This is a genomic window from Hydrogenophaga borbori, from assembly GCF_003417535.1.
GTDB classification, from domain to species: domain Bacteria; phylum Pseudomonadota; class Gammaproteobacteria; order Burkholderiales; family Burkholderiaceae_C; genus Hydrogenophaga; species Hydrogenophaga borbori.
Window position 1 is genome coordinate 63,314 of the sequence record NZ_QVLS01000001.1, and the last position, 16,648, is coordinate 79,961.

The window sequence follows — 16,648 nt, forward strand, 5'->3', positions numbered from 1 at the left end:
GCTCAGTCGCCCGCTGAGGCCAGTGAGACGGCAGCCTGGTGGTGCGTGAGGAATACGCGCCCGCTCAGGCGCTGCAGGAAGTCGCTGCGCTGCAGCTTGTCCATCACCGGGCCTTTCACTTCCGAGAGGTGCAGCTGCAGGCCGGCGTCGCGCAGGCGCTGGTCGATGGCCTCCAGGCTGTCGAGCGCGCTGGCGTCGATGTCGTTGATGGCCGAGCACTGCAGCACCACGTGGCGCAAGGCCGGGCGCTGCGCCACCGCGGCGTTGATGCGGTCCTCCAGGGCGCGCGCGTTGGCGAAGTACAGGCTCTCGTCCATGCGCAGGGCCAAGACCTGCGGGTGGGTGATGACCTGGTGGCGCAGCACGTTGCGGTAGTGCTCGGTGCCGGGCACCTGGCCCACCTCGGCGATGTGCGGCTGGCTGGTGCGCCACAGGTGCAGGGCCAGCGACACGCCCACGCCGGCCACCAGGCCGCTTTCCACGCCCACCGCGAGCGTGGCCACCAGCGTGGCGAGCACGGCGGTGAAGTCCGCCTTGGAGTAGGTCCAGGTGCGGCGCAGGATGCCGACGTCCACCAGCGACAGCACGGCCACCACGATGGTGGCGGCCAGCGTGGCCTGCGGCAGGTGGAAGAGGGCCGGCGTCAGCAGCAACGAGGCCAGCAGAATGCCGACGGCGGTGTACACGCCGGCGGCGGGCGTCTGCGCGCCTGCGTCGAAGTTCACCACCGAACGCGCGAAGCCGCCAGTGACGGGAAAGCCGCCCGTGAACGCGGCTGAGAGGTTGCTGCCCCCCAGGGCGACCAGCTCCTGATCGGGCTCGATGCGCTGGCGGCGCTTGGCGGCCAGCGTCTGGCCCACCGAGACCGACTCCACGAAGCCCACCACGCTGATCAGCAGCGCGGGCACCAGCAGCGATTGCCACAGCGCCTGGTCCCACAAGGGCAGGGTGAATGGCGGCAGGCCCTGCGGTACCGCGCCCACGAGCTTGACGCCCTGCGCGCCGCCATCGACGGCCCAGGTGAACAGCGTGGCGCCCATGATGGCGGCCACCGGTCCGGCCTTGGCCCCCAGCTCGGCCGCGCGCGGTGGCACGCCCAGGCGGCGCAGCAGCGGCTGCAGGCCGCGCCGCACCCAGAACAGAAACGCCAGGCTGGCCGCGCCGATGCCCAGCGTGAGTCCATGCACATGGCCGCGTTGCGCCCACAGCGCCGCCAGCATCTCCACCAGGTTGTGTCCGCCGGCCGACACCCCCAGCAAGGTTTTGAGCTGGCTCGCCGCGATCAGCAGACCCGACGCCGCGATGAAACCCGCGATGACCGGATGGCTCAGGAAGTGCGCGAGAAAGCCCAGGCGCAGCAGGCCCATGGCCAGCAGGATCAGTCCCGAGAGAAAGGCCAGCGTGATCGCCACCGCCAGGTAGTGGGCGCTACCGGCGGCGGCGTGTTCGCCCACGGCGGCGGCCGTCATCAGCGAGACCACGGCCACCGGTCCGACCGCCAGTACGCGGCTGGTGCCCAGCAGGGCGTAGGCCAGCAGCGGCGCCACGCTGGCGTACAGGCCGACCTCGGGCGGCAGGCCCGCCAGCTGGGCGTAGGCCAGGCTCTGCGGGATCAGCATGAGCGTGACGATCACCGCGGCGACGGCGTCGCGCAGCAGGGTGTCGCGGCCGTACCCGCGGGCCCAATGCCTCATGGGCAGGTCGGGCCACCAATGGCGTGTGGACAGGTTCATGGTCGTGCGTCGGTGTTCAGGCCCGCGCCGGCGGCGGGGGCATTCGGCTCAAGTCGTAACCCGCGGCGGCTGCCGTCTGCAGCACCTCGGCCCAGGGGCGCTGGCCGGCCTGCGACAGCGCCCAGAGTTGGGTGCTGCGCGTGCCGCTGCGGCAGTACGCGAGCACGGGGCCCTCGGCCTGCGCGAGCGCTTCGCCGAAGGCGCGGCCCTGTGCTTCGTCCAGTTGTCCGGACACGACGGGCAGGAACACGAAGCGCAGGCCGGCCGCCTGGGCGGCGCGCGCCATGGTCTCGTGGTCGGGCTGGCCGGGCTGCTCCCCATCGGGCCGGTTGCAGATCAGCGTGGTGAAGCCGGCGGCGGCGGCGGCGGGGAGGTCGCCCGGCGCGATTTGGGGGGCGACGGACAGGGTGGGGGTGAGGCGTTTGAGGTCCATGGTCATCCTTCAGGTCGTTCGGGTCTTCGCGCTCATGCGCTCCAGCCATTCGAACACGACCATGCCCATGAGCATGGCCAGCACGAAGACAAGACCCTTGACCTCGCCCGCGGCCATGGACACCAGCCCCGGTCCGGGGCAAAAGCCCGCCAGGCCCCAGCCCACGCCGAAGAGGAGGCTGCCCAGCACCAGCCGGCGGTCGATTTCCGTGGCCTTGGGCAGGTACATGCCCGAGCCCAGGAAGCTGCGCGTGCGCCGCTTGGCCACCGCGAAGGCCAGCAGCCCCACGGCGATCGCACCCCCCATGACGAAGGCCAGGGAGGGGTCCCAGGCACCGGCCAAGTCCAGGAAGCCCTGCACCTTGCCGGGGTCCGTCATACCCGAGAGCATCAGGCCCAGGCCGAACAACAGGCCGATGAAAAAAGCGGAGAGTTTTTGCATGGTGGCGTCCTCAGATCAGGTGGCGGATGACGAACACGGTGGCGAAGCCGGTGGCCATGAAGGCCAGCGTGGCGACCAGCGAACGCGGCGACAGGCGCGACAGCCCACACACGCCGTGGCCGCTGGTGCAGCCCGAGCCGTAGCGGGTGCCGATGCCCACCAGCAGGCCGGCCAGCACCACCAGGCCGGTGCTGGCGTCGATGCGCGGCGCGCTCAGCCAGCCCGCGGGCGCCAGCCAGACGAACACCAGCGGCGACACCAGCAGGCCCGCGACCAGGGCCAGGCGCCAGCCGATGTCCCCGGCCTTGGGGTTCAGCAAGCCGCCCACGATGCCGCTGATGCCCAGCACGCGGCCATTGAGCAGGATGAAGAGCGCCGAGGCCAGGCCCAGCAGCAGCCCGCCGGCCAGCGAGGCCCAGGGCGTGAAATTGACCCAATCGATCGTCATGGTGGAAAACTCCTTCAGCGGGAACAGAACTGTTGGTACACGGTGCGGATGACGGCCTGCGCGGGCGGGCTGTCGAGGCTGTAGAAAACGTGCTTGCCCTCGCGGCGCGTGAGCACCAGCCCCTCGTCGCGCAGCACCGTGAGCTGCTGGGACAGCGTGGGCTGCGTGATGCCCAGCGCGGCCTCGAGTTCGCCCACGTTGTGTTCGCCCTGGGACAGCTGGCACAGGAGCATCAGGCGGTCGGGGTTGGACAGCACTTTCATGAGGCGGCAGGCCTCGGCGGCGGCCGATTGCATGTCGTCGATGTCGAGCTTGGTGGCGGGCATGGGACACTCCATTCAATGTGCCGTTCATCGGCGGCACGGTCGACACTATATTGACTGATAGATTGTTCGTCAATATATTGTTGTTCACTTATTGAAAGGAGCCTGCCATGTCCGTCGCCACCGCCGTCCGGCCCCAGGTCCAGGGACTGTTCGACCCCGCCACCTGGACCGTCACCTACGTCGTGCACAACGGCCCGGGCACACCCGCGGCCATCATCGACTCTGTGCTGGACTACGACCCCAAGTCAGGCCGAACGCGCACGGCCTCGGCCGACCAGGTGATCGACTATGTGCGCGCCAACCGCCTCACGGTCGAATGGATCCTGGAAACACACGCGCACGCCGATCACCTGTCGGCCGCGCCCTACCTGAAGAAGCACCTGGGTGGGCGCATCGGCATCGGTGGGCGCATCACGCAGGTGCAGAAAGTGTTCAAGGCCGTGTTCCATCTGGAGCCCGAGTTCCGCCTCGACGGCTCGCAGTTCGACCACCTCTTCCAGGAGGGAGAGCGCTTCCGCATCGGTGAACTGGAGGCCGAGGTGCTCTACGTGCCCGGCCACACGCCTGCCTGCGCGGCCTACCACGTGGGCGACGCGGTGTTCGTGGGCGACACGATGTTCATGCCCGACGTGGGTACCGCGCGCTGCGACTTTCCCGGTGGCGACGCCAAAACGCTGTACGCCTCGGTGCGGCGCCTGCTCTCGCTGCCGGGCGACACGCGCCTGTTCATGTGCCACGACTACCCGCCCAACGGCCGCGACGTGCGCTTCGAAACCACGGTGGCCGAACAGCGCGCGAAGAACATTCACGTGCACGACGGCGTGAGCGAGGCCCAGTTCGTCGAGATGCGCACGAAGCGCGATGCCACGCTGGACATGCCGACACTGATCCTGCCGTCGGTGCAGGTCAACATCCGCGCGGGCGAGTTGCCGCCGCCCGAGGCCAACGGGGTGTCGTACCTGAAGATTCCGGTGAACGCGCTGTGAGTCAGCGCGCGGCGGCGAAGGCCTCGGTCAGCGCATCGGCCAGCACCCGCACGCGCGCCGGCATGAGCCGCTGCGTGGGCATCAGCAGGTGGATGGGCATGTCGGGCGGGCGCAGCCGCGGCAGCAATTCCACCAGCGCGCCGCTGGCCAGCTCGTCCTCCACCATGTAGTCGGGCAATTGCGTGAGGCCCAGGCCCAGCGAGGCCGCGCGGGCCATGGCCTCGCCGTCGTTGATGCGCAGCGCGTGCTCGGGGTGCAGCGTGCGCGTCTCGCCGTTCACCCGGAACTGCAAGGGCCGGTTGCGTCCGCTGGAGTGCTGGCGGTAGACGATGAAGCGGTGACGGGCGAGGTCCTCATAGCGGCGCGGGCGGCCCGCGCGGTCCAGGTAGGACGGCGCGGCGCACAGGATCATCGATTGCTTGGCGAAGCGGCGCGCCACCAGGCTCGAGTCATCAAGCTCGCCCACGCGCACGCTGGCGTCCAGGCCGCCTTGCACCAGGTCCGCGTAGGCGTCGGAGAGCTGGATGTCGAGCACCAGGCCAGGGTGGCGTTCGGCGAGTTGCGCCAGCACTGGCAGCAGCTTGCGCCGTCCGAAGGCGATGGGCAGGTCCAGCCGCAGCGTGCCGCTGGGGCGCGCGCGGCGGCCATCGGCTTCCTCCTGCAGTTCCTGCAGTTCGCTCAGCACGCGCTGACAGCGCGCGAACAGGCGTTCTCCGTCGTCGGTGAGGCTCACCTTGCGCGTGGTGCGGTGGAGCAGGCGTACCCCCAACGAGGCTTCCAGCCGCGCCACGGCCTTGGCCAGCGTGGAGGGCGCCTGCCCCATGTCGCGCGCGGCGGCGGCGAAGCTCTGGCGGCGCGCCACCTCGGAGAACGCGATGAGGGCCTGTGCCCCTGCAATGCTGCTCATGGTGGATTGACGAAGTTGGTTCGGCAATGAAACGGCTCTGAAGCGTATTCCATCGTCAATAACTTCGCCAGACACTGCGCGCCGAACGGGCCGTGGTGGTCCGTCAAACCGGGACGAAAGGAGTCCAGCATGTACGTGATCGATCAGTCCATCCCCGAAGCCACCCCCATCGCGGGCGTGGCGCACGCCACCTGGGCCAGCGCCAGCGACGGCCTGACACAGCTCTCCGTGTGGCGCCAGACCCTGGCGCCTGGTGCCGCCACGCCGCCGCACAGCCACGCCTGCGACGAGGTGGTGCTGTGTCACGCGGGCGCGGGCGAGCTGCACATCGACGGCGAGGTCCAGCGCTTCGGCGCTGGCCAGAGCGTGGTGTTGCCGCGCGAGAAGCTGCACCAACTGTTCAGCGTGGGCGCCACGCCCCTGGAGCTGACGGGCGTGTTCGGGCAGACGCCGGTGCCCGTGCGCCTGCCCGACGGTCAGGCGCTGGAGCTGCCCTGGCGGAGCTGACGTGGCCCATGGACAAAAAAAATGCCGGCGCGATGCCGGCATTTTTGTGGGGGGCGTGAAATTACTTCTGGCTCAGCACCCAGGCCGCAAGCTTCTTGGCCTCGGCCTCGCTCACCTGGGGGTTGGCGGGCATGGGAATCGCGCCCCAAACGCCCGAGCCGCCTTTCATGATCTTGGTGGCCAGCATGTCGACGGCCTTGGCGTCGCTGCCGTACTTCTTGGCCACGTCTTTGTACGCAGGGCCGACCAGTTTCTTGTCCACCGAGTGGCAGGCCATGCAGTTCTTGGCCTTGGCCAGGGCCTCGTCGGCCATGGCGGGGGCCGCCAGGGTGGTCATGGCGGCCATAATCAGAAGCGCACGTTTCATGGGGTGTCCTTTGGAATGTCAGGGGCGAACGGGGCAAATTCTATCGACTGGGTTGGCCGAGCCCCTGTTATCGGATTTTCTTTGCCGGAATTTACCGGTCATTTACCGGAGGCTGAGATGTATTTGCTGGGTCTGGGCATCGCGCTCTTGCTGATGAAATACCTGGAATTCGGCCCGGTCGCCGAATGGTCGTGGTGGGTCGTGCTGGCCCCGTTCGCGCTGGCGGCGGCCTGGTGGGCCTGGGCCGACTTCTCGGGCTACACCAGGCGCAAGGCCGTGGAGAAGATGGACCAGAAGAAACGCGACCGCCTCGACAAGCAGCGCGAGGCCTTGGGCATCAAGACGGGCAGGCGCCGCTGAAGCAGCGCCTGCCATCCGTGCCGGCTCAGAAGTTGTCGAGCACCGCGCCCTTGCTGGCGCTGGCCGCGTTGAACGCAAACTTGGCCTGCACGCCGCGCGTGTAGCGCGGGGCCGGCGCTTTCCAGTTGGCGCGGCGTTTCGCCAGCTCGGCCTCGGCCACGTTGAGTTCCAGCACCAGCTGGTGGGCGTCGATGGTGATGGAGTCGCCCTCGTGCACCAGCGCAATGTTGCCGCCCGCGGCGGCCTCGGGCGCCACGTGGCCCACCACCATGCCCCAGGTGCCGCCGCTGAAGCGACCGTCGGTGATCAGGCCCACGCTTTCGCCCAGGCCGGCACCGATCAGCGCGCCCGTGGGCGCCAGCATCTCGGGCATGCCGGGGCCGCCCTTGGGGCCCAGGTAGCGCAACACCATCACATCGCCGGCCTTGATCTTGCCGTCCAGGATGGCCTGCAGCGCGGACTGCTCGTCGTCGAACACGCGCGCCGGGCCGGTGATCACGGGGTTCTTCAGGCCGGTGATCTTGGCCACCGCGCCCTCGGGCGAGAGGTTGCCCTTGAGGATGGCCAGGTGGCCCTGGGCGTACATGGGGTTGCTGATCGGCCGGATCACGTCCTGGTCCTTGCGCGGCTCGTCGGGCACGTCCTTCAGCACCTCGGCGATGGTCTGGCCGCTGATGGTCAGGCAGTCGCCGTGCAGCAGACCGGCCTTGAGCAGGACCTTCATCACCTGCGGGATGCCGCCGGCGTTGTGCAGGTCCACCGCGAGGTACTTGCCGCTGGGCTTGAGGTCGCACAGCACCGGCGTGCGCTGGCGGATGCGTTCGAAGTCGTCGATGGACCACTCCACACCGGCCGCGTGCGCGATGGCCAGGAAGTGCAGCACCGCGTTGGTGGAACCGCCGGTGGCCATGATCACGGCCACGGCGTTCTCGATCGCCTTCTTGGTGACGATGTCGCGCGGCTTGATGTCCTTCTTGATGGCTTCGATGAGCACCTTGGCCGATTCCTTGGCCGAGTTCTGCTTCTCGTCGTGGGGGTTGGCCATGGTGGACGAATAGGGCAGGGAAATGCCCAGGGCCTCGAAGGCCGAGCTCATGGTGTTGGCGGTGTACATGCCGCCGCAGGAGCCGGTGCCGGGGATGGCGTGCTGCTCGATGTCCTTGAGTTCCTGGTCGCTGATCTTGCCGGCCGCGTTCTGGCCCACGGCCTCGAACACGCTGACGATGTTGAGGTCCTGGCCCTTCCACTTGCCCGGCAGGATGGTGCCGCCGTAGACATAGATGGCCGGCACGTTGGCGCGCAGCATGCCCATGAGGCCGCCGGGCATGTTCTTGTCGCAGCCGCCGACGACGACCACGCCGTCCATCCACTGGCCCTGCACGCAGGTCTCGATGCAGTCGGCGATGACCTCGCGGCTGACCAGCGAGTACTTCATGCCTTCGGTGCCCATGGCCATGCCGTCCGAGATGGTGGGCGTGCCGAAGATCTGCGGATTGCCTCCGGCTTCCACGATGCCCTGCACGGCCGCGTCGGCGAGCTTTTGCAGGCCGCTGTTGCAGGGGGTGATGGTGCTGTGCCCGTTGGCCACGCCCACCATGGGCTTGCCGAAGTCGCCTTCCTTGTAGCCCATGCCGTAGTACATGGAGCGGTTGGGCGCGCGCGATTTGCCCTGGGTGATGTTGTCGCTGCGCAGAACCTGTCGGGGGGTCTTGTCGGCCATGTCGTCTCTCTCGGGTCTCGTGGGAAGGAGGGGAAAGCTTCGCAGTATGCGCCAGCGCCGCAGGGGCATCCAATCGGATCGGCTGGGTTCATTGATATGCTGGGCTTATGAACAAAGGCCAAAATCCACAGCGCAGCGAATGGCGTCAATGGCGCCAGTTCGCGGTGCTGGCCGAGGAGCTGCACTTCGGCCGCGCGGCGGCGCGGCTGCACCTCACGCAGCCCGCGCTGACGCAGGCCATCGCCTCGCTGGAGGCGGCGCTGGGGGTTCGCCTGTTCGAGCGCAGCCGCCGCCAAGTGGCCCTAAGCGCGGCGGGTGAGGCCCTGCTGCCCGAGGTGCGCGAGCTGCTGCGCCGCGCGCAGGCGCTGCCCGCGCTGGCGCGCTCGGCGGCGCAGGGCGAAAGCGGGCGGCTGCGCATTGCCTTTGTCTCCACCGTGGGCTTCAGCCTGCTGCCACCCTGGGTGCGGGCGTTTCGCGAGCGCTGGCCGGGGGTGGCGCTGGAGCTGATCGAGGCCACGGGCGACGTGCAGCGCGATCTCATCGCCAGCGGCGACGTGGACGCGGGCTTCGTGCTGCATGCGCCAGGCGACAGCGCACCGGGCCTGCAGCACCGGGCCCTGGTGACGGAGCCGCTGGTGTTGGCCTTGCCCGAGGCGCACCCGCTGGCGGCGCGAACGCGCCTGTCGCTCGCGGCGGTGGCGGACGAGCCGCTGGTGATGTTCCCGCGCCGCATCCTGCCCGAGGTGTTCGACGAACTCATGCGCCTGTACCGCACCGCCGGGCGCGAGCCGAACGTGGCGCAGGAGGCGATCCAGATGCAGACCATCGTGAACCTGGTGTCGGCCGGGCTGGGCCTGGCCTGGGTGCCGCAAAGCGTGCGGCAATTCCAGCGGCCCGGTGTGGTGTACCGCCCCGTGGGCCTGCCGCGCGGCCAGGCCGTGCCGCAGTGCGAGACCAGCCTGGTCTGGCGCGACGCCGCGCTCAGCCCGGCGCTGCAGCGCTTCATCGATGCCGGGCGTTCACAATAGCCGCATGCTGCAACACCCCCAGATCGACCCCGTGGCCCTGCAGATCGGGCCGCTCGCCATCCATTGGTACGGCCTGACCTACCTCGCGGCCTTCGCGCTGTTCTTCTGGCTCGGCCGCCTGCGCCTTCGCCACGAGCCGTACGCCAGCATCACCCAGCCGCGCCCCTGGGAAACGCGCGACGTGGAGGACATCCTGTTTCTTGGCGTGCTGGGCGTGGTGGCGGGGGGGCGCCTTGGCTACTGCCTGTTCTACCAGCCGGCCTACTACCTGCAGCACCCATTGGAGGTGTTCTACGTGTGGCAGGGCGGCATGAGCTTTCACGGCGGGCTCATCGGCGTGATGCTGGCCATGGTCTGGTACGCGCGCAGCCGCGGCCGGCCCTTCTTTCAGGTGATGGACTTCGTCGCGCCCTGCGTGCCCACGGGCCTCGCGGCCGGTCGCGTGGGCAACTTCATCAACGGTGAGCTGTGGGGCCGCGTGGCCGATCCCTCGCTGCCCTGGGGCATGGTGTTCCGCGGCGCGGGCGGCCTGCCGCGCCACCCCTCGCAGGTCTACCAGTTCCTGCTGGAGGGGGTGCTGCTCTTCGTGCTGCTGTGGCTCTATGCGCGCCGGCCGCGCCAGACGGGCCAGGTCTCCGGCCTGTTCCTGCTGGGCTACGGCGTGTTCCGCTTCATCGCCGAGTTCTTCCGCGAACCCGATGCCTACCTGGGCCTGTTGGCTCTGGGCCTGAGCATGGGCCAGTGGCTGTGCGTGCCCATGATCATCGGCGGCATCGGCTTGTGGTGGTGGAGCGGGCGGCGCGGCGCGACGGCCTGATCGGGGCAGGGGCCGGCGTGGCGTTCGATCGGTTGCTGCGGCAGGCCTAGGGGTACGGTGCGGCCACCGGCCGGTCGACGCCGGCGATGGAGATGGAGGGCGTCATGGGCGACTTGCACCTGTGGGCGCTGGCGCTTGCCGACGGCGATCTCATGGGTGCCGCTTCCTCAGCGGCCCGTACTGCGTGGCCATGGGCTTGAGTTCGTTCCGCAAGGCCGCCTTCTCCGGCTGGGACCAGCCCCGGGTGAGGGCCTTCGCCGCTTCGGCCACGGTTTGGAACAGCCATGGGGGAACCAGGGGCACAGCGTGTTCGGGGGACGGGGGGCTGGCCACTTCGGCGAAGCGCTGGCGCAGCCAGCCCAGCAGCAGGTAGGCGTGCGCCAGCGCGCTGAGCCGGTCGCCCGACAGTTGTTCGAGTTGGTTGCGGGCGATGGCCCGCTCGGGGCAGAGCGGCAGGTAGTGGCCGAGCACGAGCCAATCGGCCGGCGACAGCGGCTCCTGCGGTTCGTCTGAGTTTTCCCGGTTCGCGCAGGCACTGAGGAACAGCAGCCAGTTGGCCCAGGGGTCGCGGTTGTCCTGGGCCAAACTCAACAGCGTGACCCGCCCCCACCACGACAGCAGCGCGGGCAGCCCCCGGGGCCGAAGCATGGACGGCGACTCTTCAAGGCGCTCGCGAAAGGCCCTGAACATGTAGTACGCCCAAAGAGAGGCATTGGGGCGCCGGCGCAAATGGTCGATCAGCGCGTTGGCATTGGCTGCCGCCAGCGAGCGGTGCAAGGTGTCAGCGAGTTCGTCGAACACCATGCGGTGATCCAGGTGCGGCAGGAGGTGCACCAATTGATCGGCTTGCCGTTCAAGGGGCAGCTCGGGGTTGTCCGCGAAGAACTGGTCCAGGTCGAAAAGCAGGGGCATCGACAGCCAGAGGCCGGGCAAAGGCAGGCGCAGCACGGCGAGGCGGGTCGCGGGCGGGCAGCGCGCGAAGAGTTCCTGGACCGTCACCGACGGATCGTGCAGCGCCTGCGCGGGCTGGAGCCATTCGGGTGGACACAAGAGCGCCAGCGTGTGCCGCAAGGCCACGCTGTGCGAGGCGAACAGGGCCAGGCAAGGGGCATGCACCGCGCTGTCGGACTGGGGAGGCACGCTGTTGTCGTCGGGGGACAGCAGGCCCAGCGCGGCCTTCGTCACCCATACCCAGCGGGCGAGTGCCGTCCAGTCGGGGTCCAGCGGGTCCGTGCAGCGGTGCATCAGCTGGGTGAACGCCGCCACCGTGTGGTCGAGCAGGCGATGGCGCACCTGCGGCCATTCGGCGTGCGAGCACGTGCCGCGCGGCGGCGCGGCCTGAGGTCGGCGCAGGGCAAGGTAGCGCGTGAGGTCGGCGATGAACTGCAGCGCCGCGCAGGGCGATTCGATGCCTTGCGCCCTGTCCAGCAAGGCGTCGGCCGCGCGCAGGGGCATGTGCTCGGGCGACGGGTGATGACTCAGAAGCCAAGGGCGAATGAAGCCGTACCGCTGCATCGCCCGCAGCGCCGCCCGCTGGAAGGCGGCATCGTTCACCCGCTCGGGGTCGTCAAGGCAGGCGCACAGATGAACCAGGGCCCTGGTCAGTGCCGGGTGCTGGTCGCTCGCCATCAGCGCCGTGGTGCACTGGCGAACAAAGCGCGCCACCTCGCGGTGCTGGTTCGGCTCCAGCGACCCGATGCTTTGTCGGATGGCGGCTGGACCGTTCTCTCGATCGAGGAGAAAGCTGCCATGGATGTTCACCACGACGCCCAGGTGGGCCAGCGCATCGCACACCACGCCGGGCACGGACAGGCTCCAGTCGGGATGGAGGAGGGCCTGGTGGACATAGTCCACCAGGCGGTCCAGCGCCGGTGGGGCAAGGGCTCGTTGGGCGACCAGCAGCGCATGGTGGTGTTGGTCGAACAGGATGGCGACGCCCAGCGGGGTGAGCTTGTCGCGGATGGCGTCGACCGCAGACGGGTTCGCGGGCGGGTGCCAGTGGACGAGCACGGCCTCGATCGCCGGTCCGTACCGACCGTAGAAGTCGGCGCGCTCTGCCTTGAGCATGTCCCTCAGCACCCGCTCGAAGGCGGCGGCCGCGTGGGTGGACTTCAGCCGCAGCAAAGGGGCGCCGGGGTGTCTGAGCAGCCACTTGAGCACGACCCGCCGGTTCTTGGCATGGGGGCAGGCGTCGAGCACCGCTTGCGCGCGGGGGTGTTCGCCGAGCGCCAGCAAGGCCGCGACCACCGAGGCCAGCACGCGGCCACTGATCGGTGGCCGCAAGCTCAGGCCTGGCCGCTGCGCCATGTCCGGCGCACCGTCGCGCTGGACATTCGGCGTCCGGGCCGGCAGGAGGAAGGCGTGCCACAGCGCGTCGTCTTGCACCAGCGACAGGCACAGCGCGCTCGGCCAGCCGAACAGCACGAACAGGTCCATCAGCGCGGTGGCGGCCCGGTGGGCGTGGCGCACGCGCTGTGGCACGCCGCACGACGCCATCGCGTTCAGGCGGTGGTTGAACCCCTGTTCGATCGCCTGGCGCTTGTCGCCGTCTTTGGGGTGGCCGCGCGGCGCCAGGGCGGGGTGCGTCCAGTGGTCCGGTACCGGGACGTCGGTGGGGGGCTCAGGCGGGCGCTGGGGCGGTTGTGGTGGGGTAAGGGCGCTGGACTGGAGGGCCTCGGGGCGTGTGCCGGTGGAGAGGCTGCGGGCACGGGTCTTGGTGAGGGCATGGGGGCCGGAGGCGGGGCGCATGGCGGGCTGAACCTTCGTGTGGCGTGCCGTCCGGCACGGGCGCGGGTTCGTCGCGGGCGGGGGTTGGGGGTTCCCGCTGGCGAGGCGCCGTCATGGCTGCGTGGTGGGGCGGTGGGGCGGTGGGGCGGATCGAAGCGATGCCGCAGAATGGGCGGCGCTGGCGCAGCCGCTGCCGCCACGAGAGGAGAGCAAGCCATGATCACCCCCGAAAGCTTCAACCAGCGCAGCGCCGGCAAACTGCCCGGCCACCTGGGTCTCGTTGTCACCCACGTCGCCTCGGGCGAGGTGCGTGCCGAACTGCCGGTGCGCGAGGCCCTGATGGCGCCCAATGGCTTCCTGCACGCGGGCAGCCTGGTCACGTTGGCCGACACCTCGGCCGGCTGCGGTTGTCTGGCCAGCCTGCCGCCCGGCGCCAACGGTTTCACCACGGTGGAACTCAAGTCCAACCACCTGGGCACGGCACTGGAAGGCACGCTGGACTGCGTGGCCAAGGCCGCGCACCTGGGCCGGACCACCCAGGTGTGGGACGCCACCGTGACCCACCGCGAGACCGGCAAGACCCTGGCGCTGTTCCGCTGCACGCAGATGGTGCTGTACCCCAAGGCCGGTGGCTGAGCCGCCGCCGGTCGGTGGCACGGGTTTTCCCCGTGCCGGGGCGCCGTTCCCGACTGGAAGAATTAGCTGTAATTACCAGTGATTACCCATGCGCGTGGTGCTCAACTCCCTGCACGATGAAGCGGCCTCGCAACTGCGCGAGCGCATTTTCTCGGGTGAGCTTGCGCCTGGCAGTTACCTGGACGAACCCGCCCTGTGCGCGGCCCTGGGCATTTCGCGCACGCCGCTGCGCGAGGCGCTCAAGGTGCTCACCGCCGAGGGGCTGCTGCGCCACGAGCCGCGCCGCGGCTGCTTCGTGGCCGAGGTCACCGAACGCGACCTCGACGAGATCTTTCCCGTGATCGCTCTGCTGGAGGGCCGCTGCGCGTTCGAGGCCGCGGGCAACGCCAGCGACGCCGAACTCGCCGCGCTGGAGCAGTTGCACGACAAGCTCCAGCGCGCCGCGCGCGCCAAGCGCATCAACGAGTACTACGCCGTCAACTACGCCATCCACGAAGCCATCATCGCGCTGGCCGACAACCGCTGGCTGGCCCAGGTCATCGGCGACCTGCGCAAGATCCTCAAGCTGGCGCGGCAGCAGCAGCTGCGCGCGCCGGGCCGGCTGGAGCAGAGCCTGTCGGAGCACCTGGCCGTGTTCGCCGCGCTCAAGGCGCGCGACGCCGAAGGCGCCGAGGCGGCCATGCGCACCCACCTCACGCGCCAGCGCGTGGCGCTGCGCGAGCTGGCGCGGCAGCAGAAGTCGAGGTTGAGCGCATGAGCCTGGGCCGGCCCTTGCAAGGCCTTCGGTCCGCGGCGCGGCGCGCGCAGCGTGGGGGCATCCGCCTCGACCCCCCGCAGTGGATCGCCGAGCGCGTCTCGCGCCTTCGCCCGGCCGTTTCGGCCGCGCCGGCCCCCGCGCCGCGCTCCACCGCCGAGCGCCTCGGCGCGCGCCTGCGCCAGGAAGGCGAGGCCCTGGCGCCGCGCGCCTTGCGCCGCCTGCTGAACGACATCAAGGCGGTGGTGGACCCCATGGTCAGCGAGGTGGAGGGTGGACGGCGGGCGCAGGCCCTGATCGACTGGTACGGCAAGGCCGAGCCCGCCCAGCGCCGCGACCTGTGGCTGCTCATGAGCGAGCACTTCATGGCCGACCCGCAGAAGGTCAAGCGGGCCCAGTCGGAGTACCAGGCGGCCGTGGGAACGCCCGACGAGGCCGCCGCCGAGGTGCGCTACCGGCGCGCCACGGTGTCGCCGCGCCGGCGCATCCTGCAGCGCTTCAGCGCCAACCCCCAGGGCATACCCTTCCTGGTGGCGCTGCGCGCCGAACTGCAGCCCGCGCTGCGCCAGGAGCCGCGCCTGCAGGCGCTGGACGTGGAGATGGAGTACATGTTCTCCACCTGGTTCGACGTCGGCTTCCTGGAGCTGCGCCGCATCAGCTGGGATTCGCCGGCCTCGTTGATCGAAAAGCTCATCCGCTACGAGGCGGTGCACGACGTGCGCGGCTGGGCCGACATGAAGAACCGGCTGGACAGCGACCGCCGCTGCTACGGCTTCTTCCACCCGCGCCTGCCGGGCGAGCCGCTGATCTTCGTGGAGGTGGCGCTGATGAACGACATCGCCGGCAGCATCACGCCGCTGCTGGACGAGTCGGCCGCGCCGGCCGACCTCTCGCGCGCCACCACCGCCATCTTCTATTCCATCAGCAGCACCCAGGTTGGCCTGCGCGGCGTGAGCTTCGGCGACTCGCTGATCAAGCGCGTGGTGGAGACGCTGAAAGAGGAATTCCCGCGCCTGCGCACCTTCGCCACCCTGTCGCCCATTCCGGGCCTGCGCGCCTGGCTGTCCCGGCAGGCCCCGTCCGCGCTGCTCGCCGCCTGGGAGCGCTGGACGGAACTCGACGAGAAGGCGCCCGAGCGCCAGGCCCTGCTCGCCTGGGCCGCGCGCTACCTGGGCCAGGAACTGCGCGACGGCGAGCCGCTGGACCCGGTGGCGCGCTTCCACCTGGGCAACGGCGCGCGGATCGAGCGCATCCATTGGGGTGGCGATCCCTCGGCCAAGGGCAACAAGCAGTCCTTCGGCCTGATGGTGAACTACCTGTACGACCTGCGGCGCCTGGACAAGCACAGGGCCATGCTGGCAGCGGGAAAAGTCCCGATAGGCGGGGCCGTCGAGGCCCTGTACCGTTGACGCGGACCTGGGCGCCAGGTCGCGTCGGCTTCATAACCACCAAGGAGACCACATGAACCAGCCCATCCAACGGCGCGCGCTGCTGCGCGCCGCCGCCGCGAGCGCCGTGCTCGGCCCCATCGGCAGCCAGGTCGCGCGCGCGCAATCGACCTGGCCTTCGCGCCCGGTGACCATGGTCGTGCCGTTCCCGGCCGGCGGCGGCACCGACGCCTTCGCGCGCCCGATGGCGGCCTCGTTCGCGCGCCTGTCGGGCAAGGCGCTGGTCATCGACAACCGCGGCGGCGCCGGCGGCACCGTGGGTGCCAGCATCGCGGCCAAGGCCGCGCCCGACGGATACACCCTGTTCATGGGCGCCGTGCACCACTCCATCGCGCCCAGCATGTACCCCAAGCTGGACTACAACATCGAGACCGACCTGGTGCCGCTGATCCTGGTGGCCAGCGTGCCGCAGGTGGTGGTGGTGAACCCGAAGAACATCACCGCACCCGACTTCAAGGCCTTTCTGGCGCAGGTCAAGGCCAATCCGGGCAAGCTCAACTACGCCTCGGCCGGCAGCGGCACCTCGCACCACCTGGCGGGCGAGCTGTTCAAGCAGCAGACCAACACCTTCATCACGCACATTCCCTACCGGGGCGCCGGCCCGGCGCTGGCCGACCTGATCGCGGGCAACGTGGACCTCATGTTCGACGGCCTGGGCTCCTCGGCCGGCCACATCAAGGGCGGGCGCATCAAACCCATGATGGTGTCGGGCGCCAAGCGCAACCCGGCCTTCCCCGACGTGCCCTGCGCGGCCGAGGTGGGCCTGCCCCAGTACAACGTGACCACCTGGTACGGCGTGTGGGCGCCCAAGGGCACGCCGGCCGACGCACAGGCGCGCGCGATCGAGGAGATCCGCAAGGCCTGCAGCACCGACGAGGCCAAGGGCGTGTGGGCCGCCCAGGGCGCGGAGTTCCCCGACATCACCGGCCCGGCCTTCGGCCAGTTCGTCAGCACCGAGGTGCGCAAGTGGGCCCAGGTGGTCAAGGCCTCGGGCGCCAAGCTGGAGTGAT

Annotated in this window: 18 protein-coding genes; 9 read left to right on the top strand and 9 right to left on the bottom strand. The window is 69.8% G+C overall.

Annotation, left to right across the window (positions count from 1 at the left end; all coding sequences use genetic code 11):
* Nucleotides 1-2 precede the first annotated feature (2 nt).
* Genes DY262_RS00310 through DY262_RS00330 form a run of 5 tightly spaced genes read right to left on the bottom strand, consistent with a single transcriptional unit; the run spans nt 3 to nt 3,381 of the window.
* Complete coding sequence (locus DY262_RS00310) at nt 3-1,733, bottom strand: SulP family inorganic anion transporter (protein ID WP_116957031.1); 1,731 nt, start codon at nt 1,731-1,733, stop codon at nt 3-5.
* Nucleotides 1,734-1,749: 16 nt separating this feature from the next.
* On the bottom strand, nt 1,750-2,166 hold the full coding sequence (locus tag DY262_RS00315) for a protein tyrosine phosphatase family protein (RefSeq protein WP_116957519.1): 417 nt from the start codon (nt 2,164-2,166) through the stop codon (nt 1,750-1,752).
* A 9-nt stretch (nt 2,167-2,175) separates the two neighbouring features.
* Complete coding sequence (locus tag DY262_RS00320) at nt 2,176-2,607, bottom strand: YeeE/YedE family protein (protein WP_116957032.1); 432 nt, start codon at nt 2,605-2,607, stop codon at nt 2,176-2,178.
* Between the two features lie 10 nt (nt 2,608-2,617).
* The gene (locus tag DY262_RS00325; RefSeq protein WP_070399939.1) at nt 2,618-3,055 is read right to left on the bottom strand and encodes a YeeE/YedE family protein; all 438 of its coding nucleotides are present in this window, start codon (nt 3,053-3,055) and stop codon (nt 2,618-2,620) included.
* A gap of 14 nt (nt 3,056-3,069) precedes the next feature.
* Nucleotides 3,070-3,381: an ArsR/SmtB family transcription factor gene (locus DY262_RS00330; RefSeq protein ID WP_116957033.1), complete on the bottom strand. Its 312-nt coding sequence runs from the start codon at nt 3,379-3,381 to the stop codon at nt 3,070-3,072.
* A gap of 107 nt (nt 3,382-3,488) precedes the next feature.
* Between DY262_RS00330 and DY262_RS00335 the strand changes: the two genes are divergently transcribed.
* Complete coding sequence (locus DY262_RS00335; RefSeq protein WP_116957034.1) at nt 3,489-4,367, top strand: MBL fold metallo-hydrolase; 879 nt, start codon at nt 3,489-3,491, stop codon at nt 4,365-4,367.
* Between the two features lies 1 nt (nt 4,368).
* Here the strand turns inward: DY262_RS00335 and DY262_RS00340 are convergent, their stop codons facing one another.
* The gene (locus DY262_RS00340) at nt 4,369-5,274 is read right to left on the bottom strand and encodes a LysR family transcriptional regulator (RefSeq protein ID WP_220377544.1); all 906 of its coding nucleotides are present in this window, start codon (nt 5,272-5,274) and stop codon (nt 4,369-4,371) included.
* 129 nt (nt 5,275-5,403) lie between these two features.
* Here DY262_RS00340 and DY262_RS00345 point away from each other — a divergent pair, with 129 nt between their 5' ends.
* Nucleotides 5,404-5,781: a cupin domain-containing protein gene (locus tag DY262_RS00345; RefSeq protein WP_116957035.1), complete on the top strand. Its 378-nt coding sequence runs from the start codon at nt 5,404-5,406 to the stop codon at nt 5,779-5,781.
* A gap of 61 nt (nt 5,782-5,842) precedes the next feature.
* On the opposite strand, the gene DY262_RS00350 is transcribed toward DY262_RS00345, so the two are convergent.
* A complete protein-coding gene (locus DY262_RS00350; protein WP_116957036.1) occupies nt 5,843-6,148 on the bottom strand; it encodes a c-type cytochrome in 306 nt (101 codons plus the stop codon).
* Between the two features lie 117 nt (nt 6,149-6,265).
* Here DY262_RS00350 and DY262_RS00355 point away from each other — a divergent pair, with 117 nt between their 5' ends.
* On the top strand, nt 6,266-6,508 hold the full coding sequence (locus DY262_RS00355) for a TIGR04438 family Trp-rich protein (RefSeq protein ID WP_116957037.1): 243 nt from the start codon (nt 6,266-6,268) through the stop codon (nt 6,506-6,508).
* 25 nt (nt 6,509-6,533) lie between these two features.
* Here the strand turns inward: DY262_RS00355 and ilvD are convergent, their stop codons facing one another.
* Nucleotides 6,534-8,228 carry a dihydroxy-acid dehydratase gene (gene ilvD, locus DY262_RS00360; RefSeq protein WP_116957038.1) on the bottom strand — a complete coding sequence of 565 codons (1,695 nt, stop codon included), beginning with the start codon at nt 8,226-8,228 and terminating at the stop codon, nt 6,534-6,536.
* A 107-nt stretch (nt 8,229-8,335) separates the two neighbouring features.
* Here ilvD and DY262_RS00365 point away from each other — a divergent pair, with 107 nt between their 5' ends.
* Both DY262_RS00365 and lgt read left to right on the top strand, forming a co-directional pair.
* Complete coding sequence (locus tag DY262_RS00365; RefSeq protein ID WP_116957039.1) at nt 8,336-9,256, top strand: LysR family transcriptional regulator; 921 nt, start codon at nt 8,336-8,338, stop codon at nt 9,254-9,256.
* Nucleotides 9,257-9,260: 4 nt separating this feature from the next.
* Nucleotides 9,261-10,073, top strand: a complete 813-nt coding sequence (gene lgt / locus DY262_RS00370; RefSeq protein ID WP_116957040.1) for a prolipoprotein diacylglyceryl transferase — start codon at nt 9,261-9,263, stop codon at nt 10,071-10,073.
* Between the two features lie 150 nt (nt 10,074-10,223).
* On the opposite strand, the gene DY262_RS00375 is transcribed toward lgt, so the two are convergent.
* Nucleotides 10,224-12,509 carry a hypothetical protein gene (locus tag DY262_RS00375; protein WP_147326147.1) on the bottom strand — a complete coding sequence of 762 codons (2,286 nt, stop codon included), beginning with the start codon at nt 12,507-12,509 and terminating at the stop codon, nt 10,224-10,226.
* A gap of 507 nt (nt 12,510-13,016) precedes the next feature.
* On the opposite strand from DY262_RS00375, the gene DY262_RS00380 reads away from it, so the two are divergent.
* The 4 genes from DY262_RS00380 (at nt 13,017) to DY262_RS00395 (ending at nt 16,647) form a co-directional block, all read left to right on the top strand.
* Complete coding sequence (locus DY262_RS00380; RefSeq protein ID WP_070399949.1) at nt 13,017-13,436, top strand: PaaI family thioesterase; 420 nt, start codon at nt 13,017-13,019, stop codon at nt 13,434-13,436.
* Between the two features lie 88 nt (nt 13,437-13,524).
* Nucleotides 13,525-14,193 carry a GntR family transcriptional regulator gene (locus tag DY262_RS00385; protein WP_070399950.1) on the top strand — a complete coding sequence of 223 codons (669 nt, stop codon included), beginning with the start codon at nt 13,525-13,527 and terminating at the stop codon, nt 14,191-14,193.
* A complete protein-coding gene (locus DY262_RS00390; protein WP_245980755.1) occupies nt 14,190-15,599 on the top strand; it encodes a malonyl-CoA decarboxylase in 1,410 nt (469 codons plus the stop codon). The genes DY262_RS00385 and DY262_RS00390 overlap by 4 nt, the downstream gene beginning before the upstream one ends.
* 52 nt (nt 15,600-15,651) lie before the next feature.
* The gene (locus DY262_RS00395) at nt 15,652-16,647 is read left to right on the top strand and encodes a Bug family tripartite tricarboxylate transporter substrate binding protein (protein ID WP_116957042.1); all 996 of its coding nucleotides are present in this window, start codon (nt 15,652-15,654) and stop codon (nt 16,645-16,647) included.
* The last annotated feature ends 1 nt before the right edge of the window (nt 16,648 follow it).

Excerpts from the sequence above, each read along its gene's own strand:
- DY262_RS00310 (WP_116957031.1), bottom strand. The coding sequence starts at position 1,733 with ATGAACCTGTCCACACGCCATTGGTGGCCCGACCTGCCCATGAGGCAT.
- DY262_RS00315 (WP_116957519.1), bottom strand. The coding sequence starts at position 2,166 with ATGGACCTCAAACGCCTCACCCCCACCCTGTCCGTCGCCCCCCAAATC.
- DY262_RS00320 (WP_116957032.1), bottom strand. The coding sequence starts at position 2,607 with ATGCAAAAACTCTCCGCTTTTTTCATCGGCCTGTTGTTCGGCCTGGGC.
- DY262_RS00325 (WP_070399939.1), bottom strand. The coding sequence starts at position 3,055 with ATGACGATCGATTGGGTCAATTTCACGCCCTGGGCCTCGCTGGCCGGC.
- DY262_RS00330 (WP_116957033.1), bottom strand. The coding sequence starts at position 3,381 with ATGCCCGCCACCAAGCTCGACATCGACGACATGCAATCGGCCGCCGCC.
- DY262_RS00335 (WP_116957034.1), top strand. The coding sequence starts at position 3,489 with ATGTCCGTCGCCACCGCCGTCCGGCCCCAGGTCCAGGGACTGTTCGAC.
- DY262_RS00340 (WP_220377544.1), bottom strand. The coding sequence starts at position 5,274 with ATGAGCAGCATTGCAGGGGCACAGGCCCTCATCGCGTTCTCCGAGGTG.
- DY262_RS00345 (WP_116957035.1), top strand. The coding sequence starts at position 5,404 with ATGTACGTGATCGATCAGTCCATCCCCGAAGCCACCCCCATCGCGGGC.
- DY262_RS00350 (WP_116957036.1), bottom strand. The coding sequence starts at position 6,148 with ATGAAACGTGCGCTTCTGATTATGGCCGCCATGACCACCCTGGCGGCC.
- DY262_RS00355 (WP_116957037.1), top strand. The coding sequence starts at position 6,266 with ATGTATTTGCTGGGTCTGGGCATCGCGCTCTTGCTGATGAAATACCTG.
- ilvD (WP_116957038.1), bottom strand. The coding sequence starts at position 8,228 with ATGGCCGACAAGACCCCCCGACAGGTTCTGCGCAGCGACAACATCACC.
- DY262_RS00365 (WP_116957039.1), top strand. The coding sequence starts at position 8,336 with ATGAACAAAGGCCAAAATCCACAGCGCAGCGAATGGCGTCAATGGCGC.
- lgt (WP_116957040.1), top strand. The coding sequence starts at position 9,261 with ATGCTGCAACACCCCCAGATCGACCCCGTGGCCCTGCAGATCGGGCCG.
- DY262_RS00375 (WP_147326147.1), bottom strand. The coding sequence starts at position 12,509 with ATGGACCTGTTCGTGCTGTTCGGCTGGCCGAGCGCGCTGTGCCTGTCG.
- DY262_RS00380 (WP_070399949.1), top strand. The coding sequence starts at position 13,017 with ATGATCACCCCCGAAAGCTTCAACCAGCGCAGCGCCGGCAAACTGCCC.
- DY262_RS00385 (WP_070399950.1), top strand. The coding sequence starts at position 13,525 with ATGCGCGTGGTGCTCAACTCCCTGCACGATGAAGCGGCCTCGCAACTG.
- DY262_RS00390 (WP_245980755.1), top strand. The coding sequence starts at position 14,190 with ATGAGCCTGGGCCGGCCCTTGCAAGGCCTTCGGTCCGCGGCGCGGCGC.
- DY262_RS00395 (WP_116957042.1), top strand. The coding sequence starts at position 15,652 with ATGAACCAGCCCATCCAACGGCGCGCGCTGCTGCGCGCCGCCGCCGCG.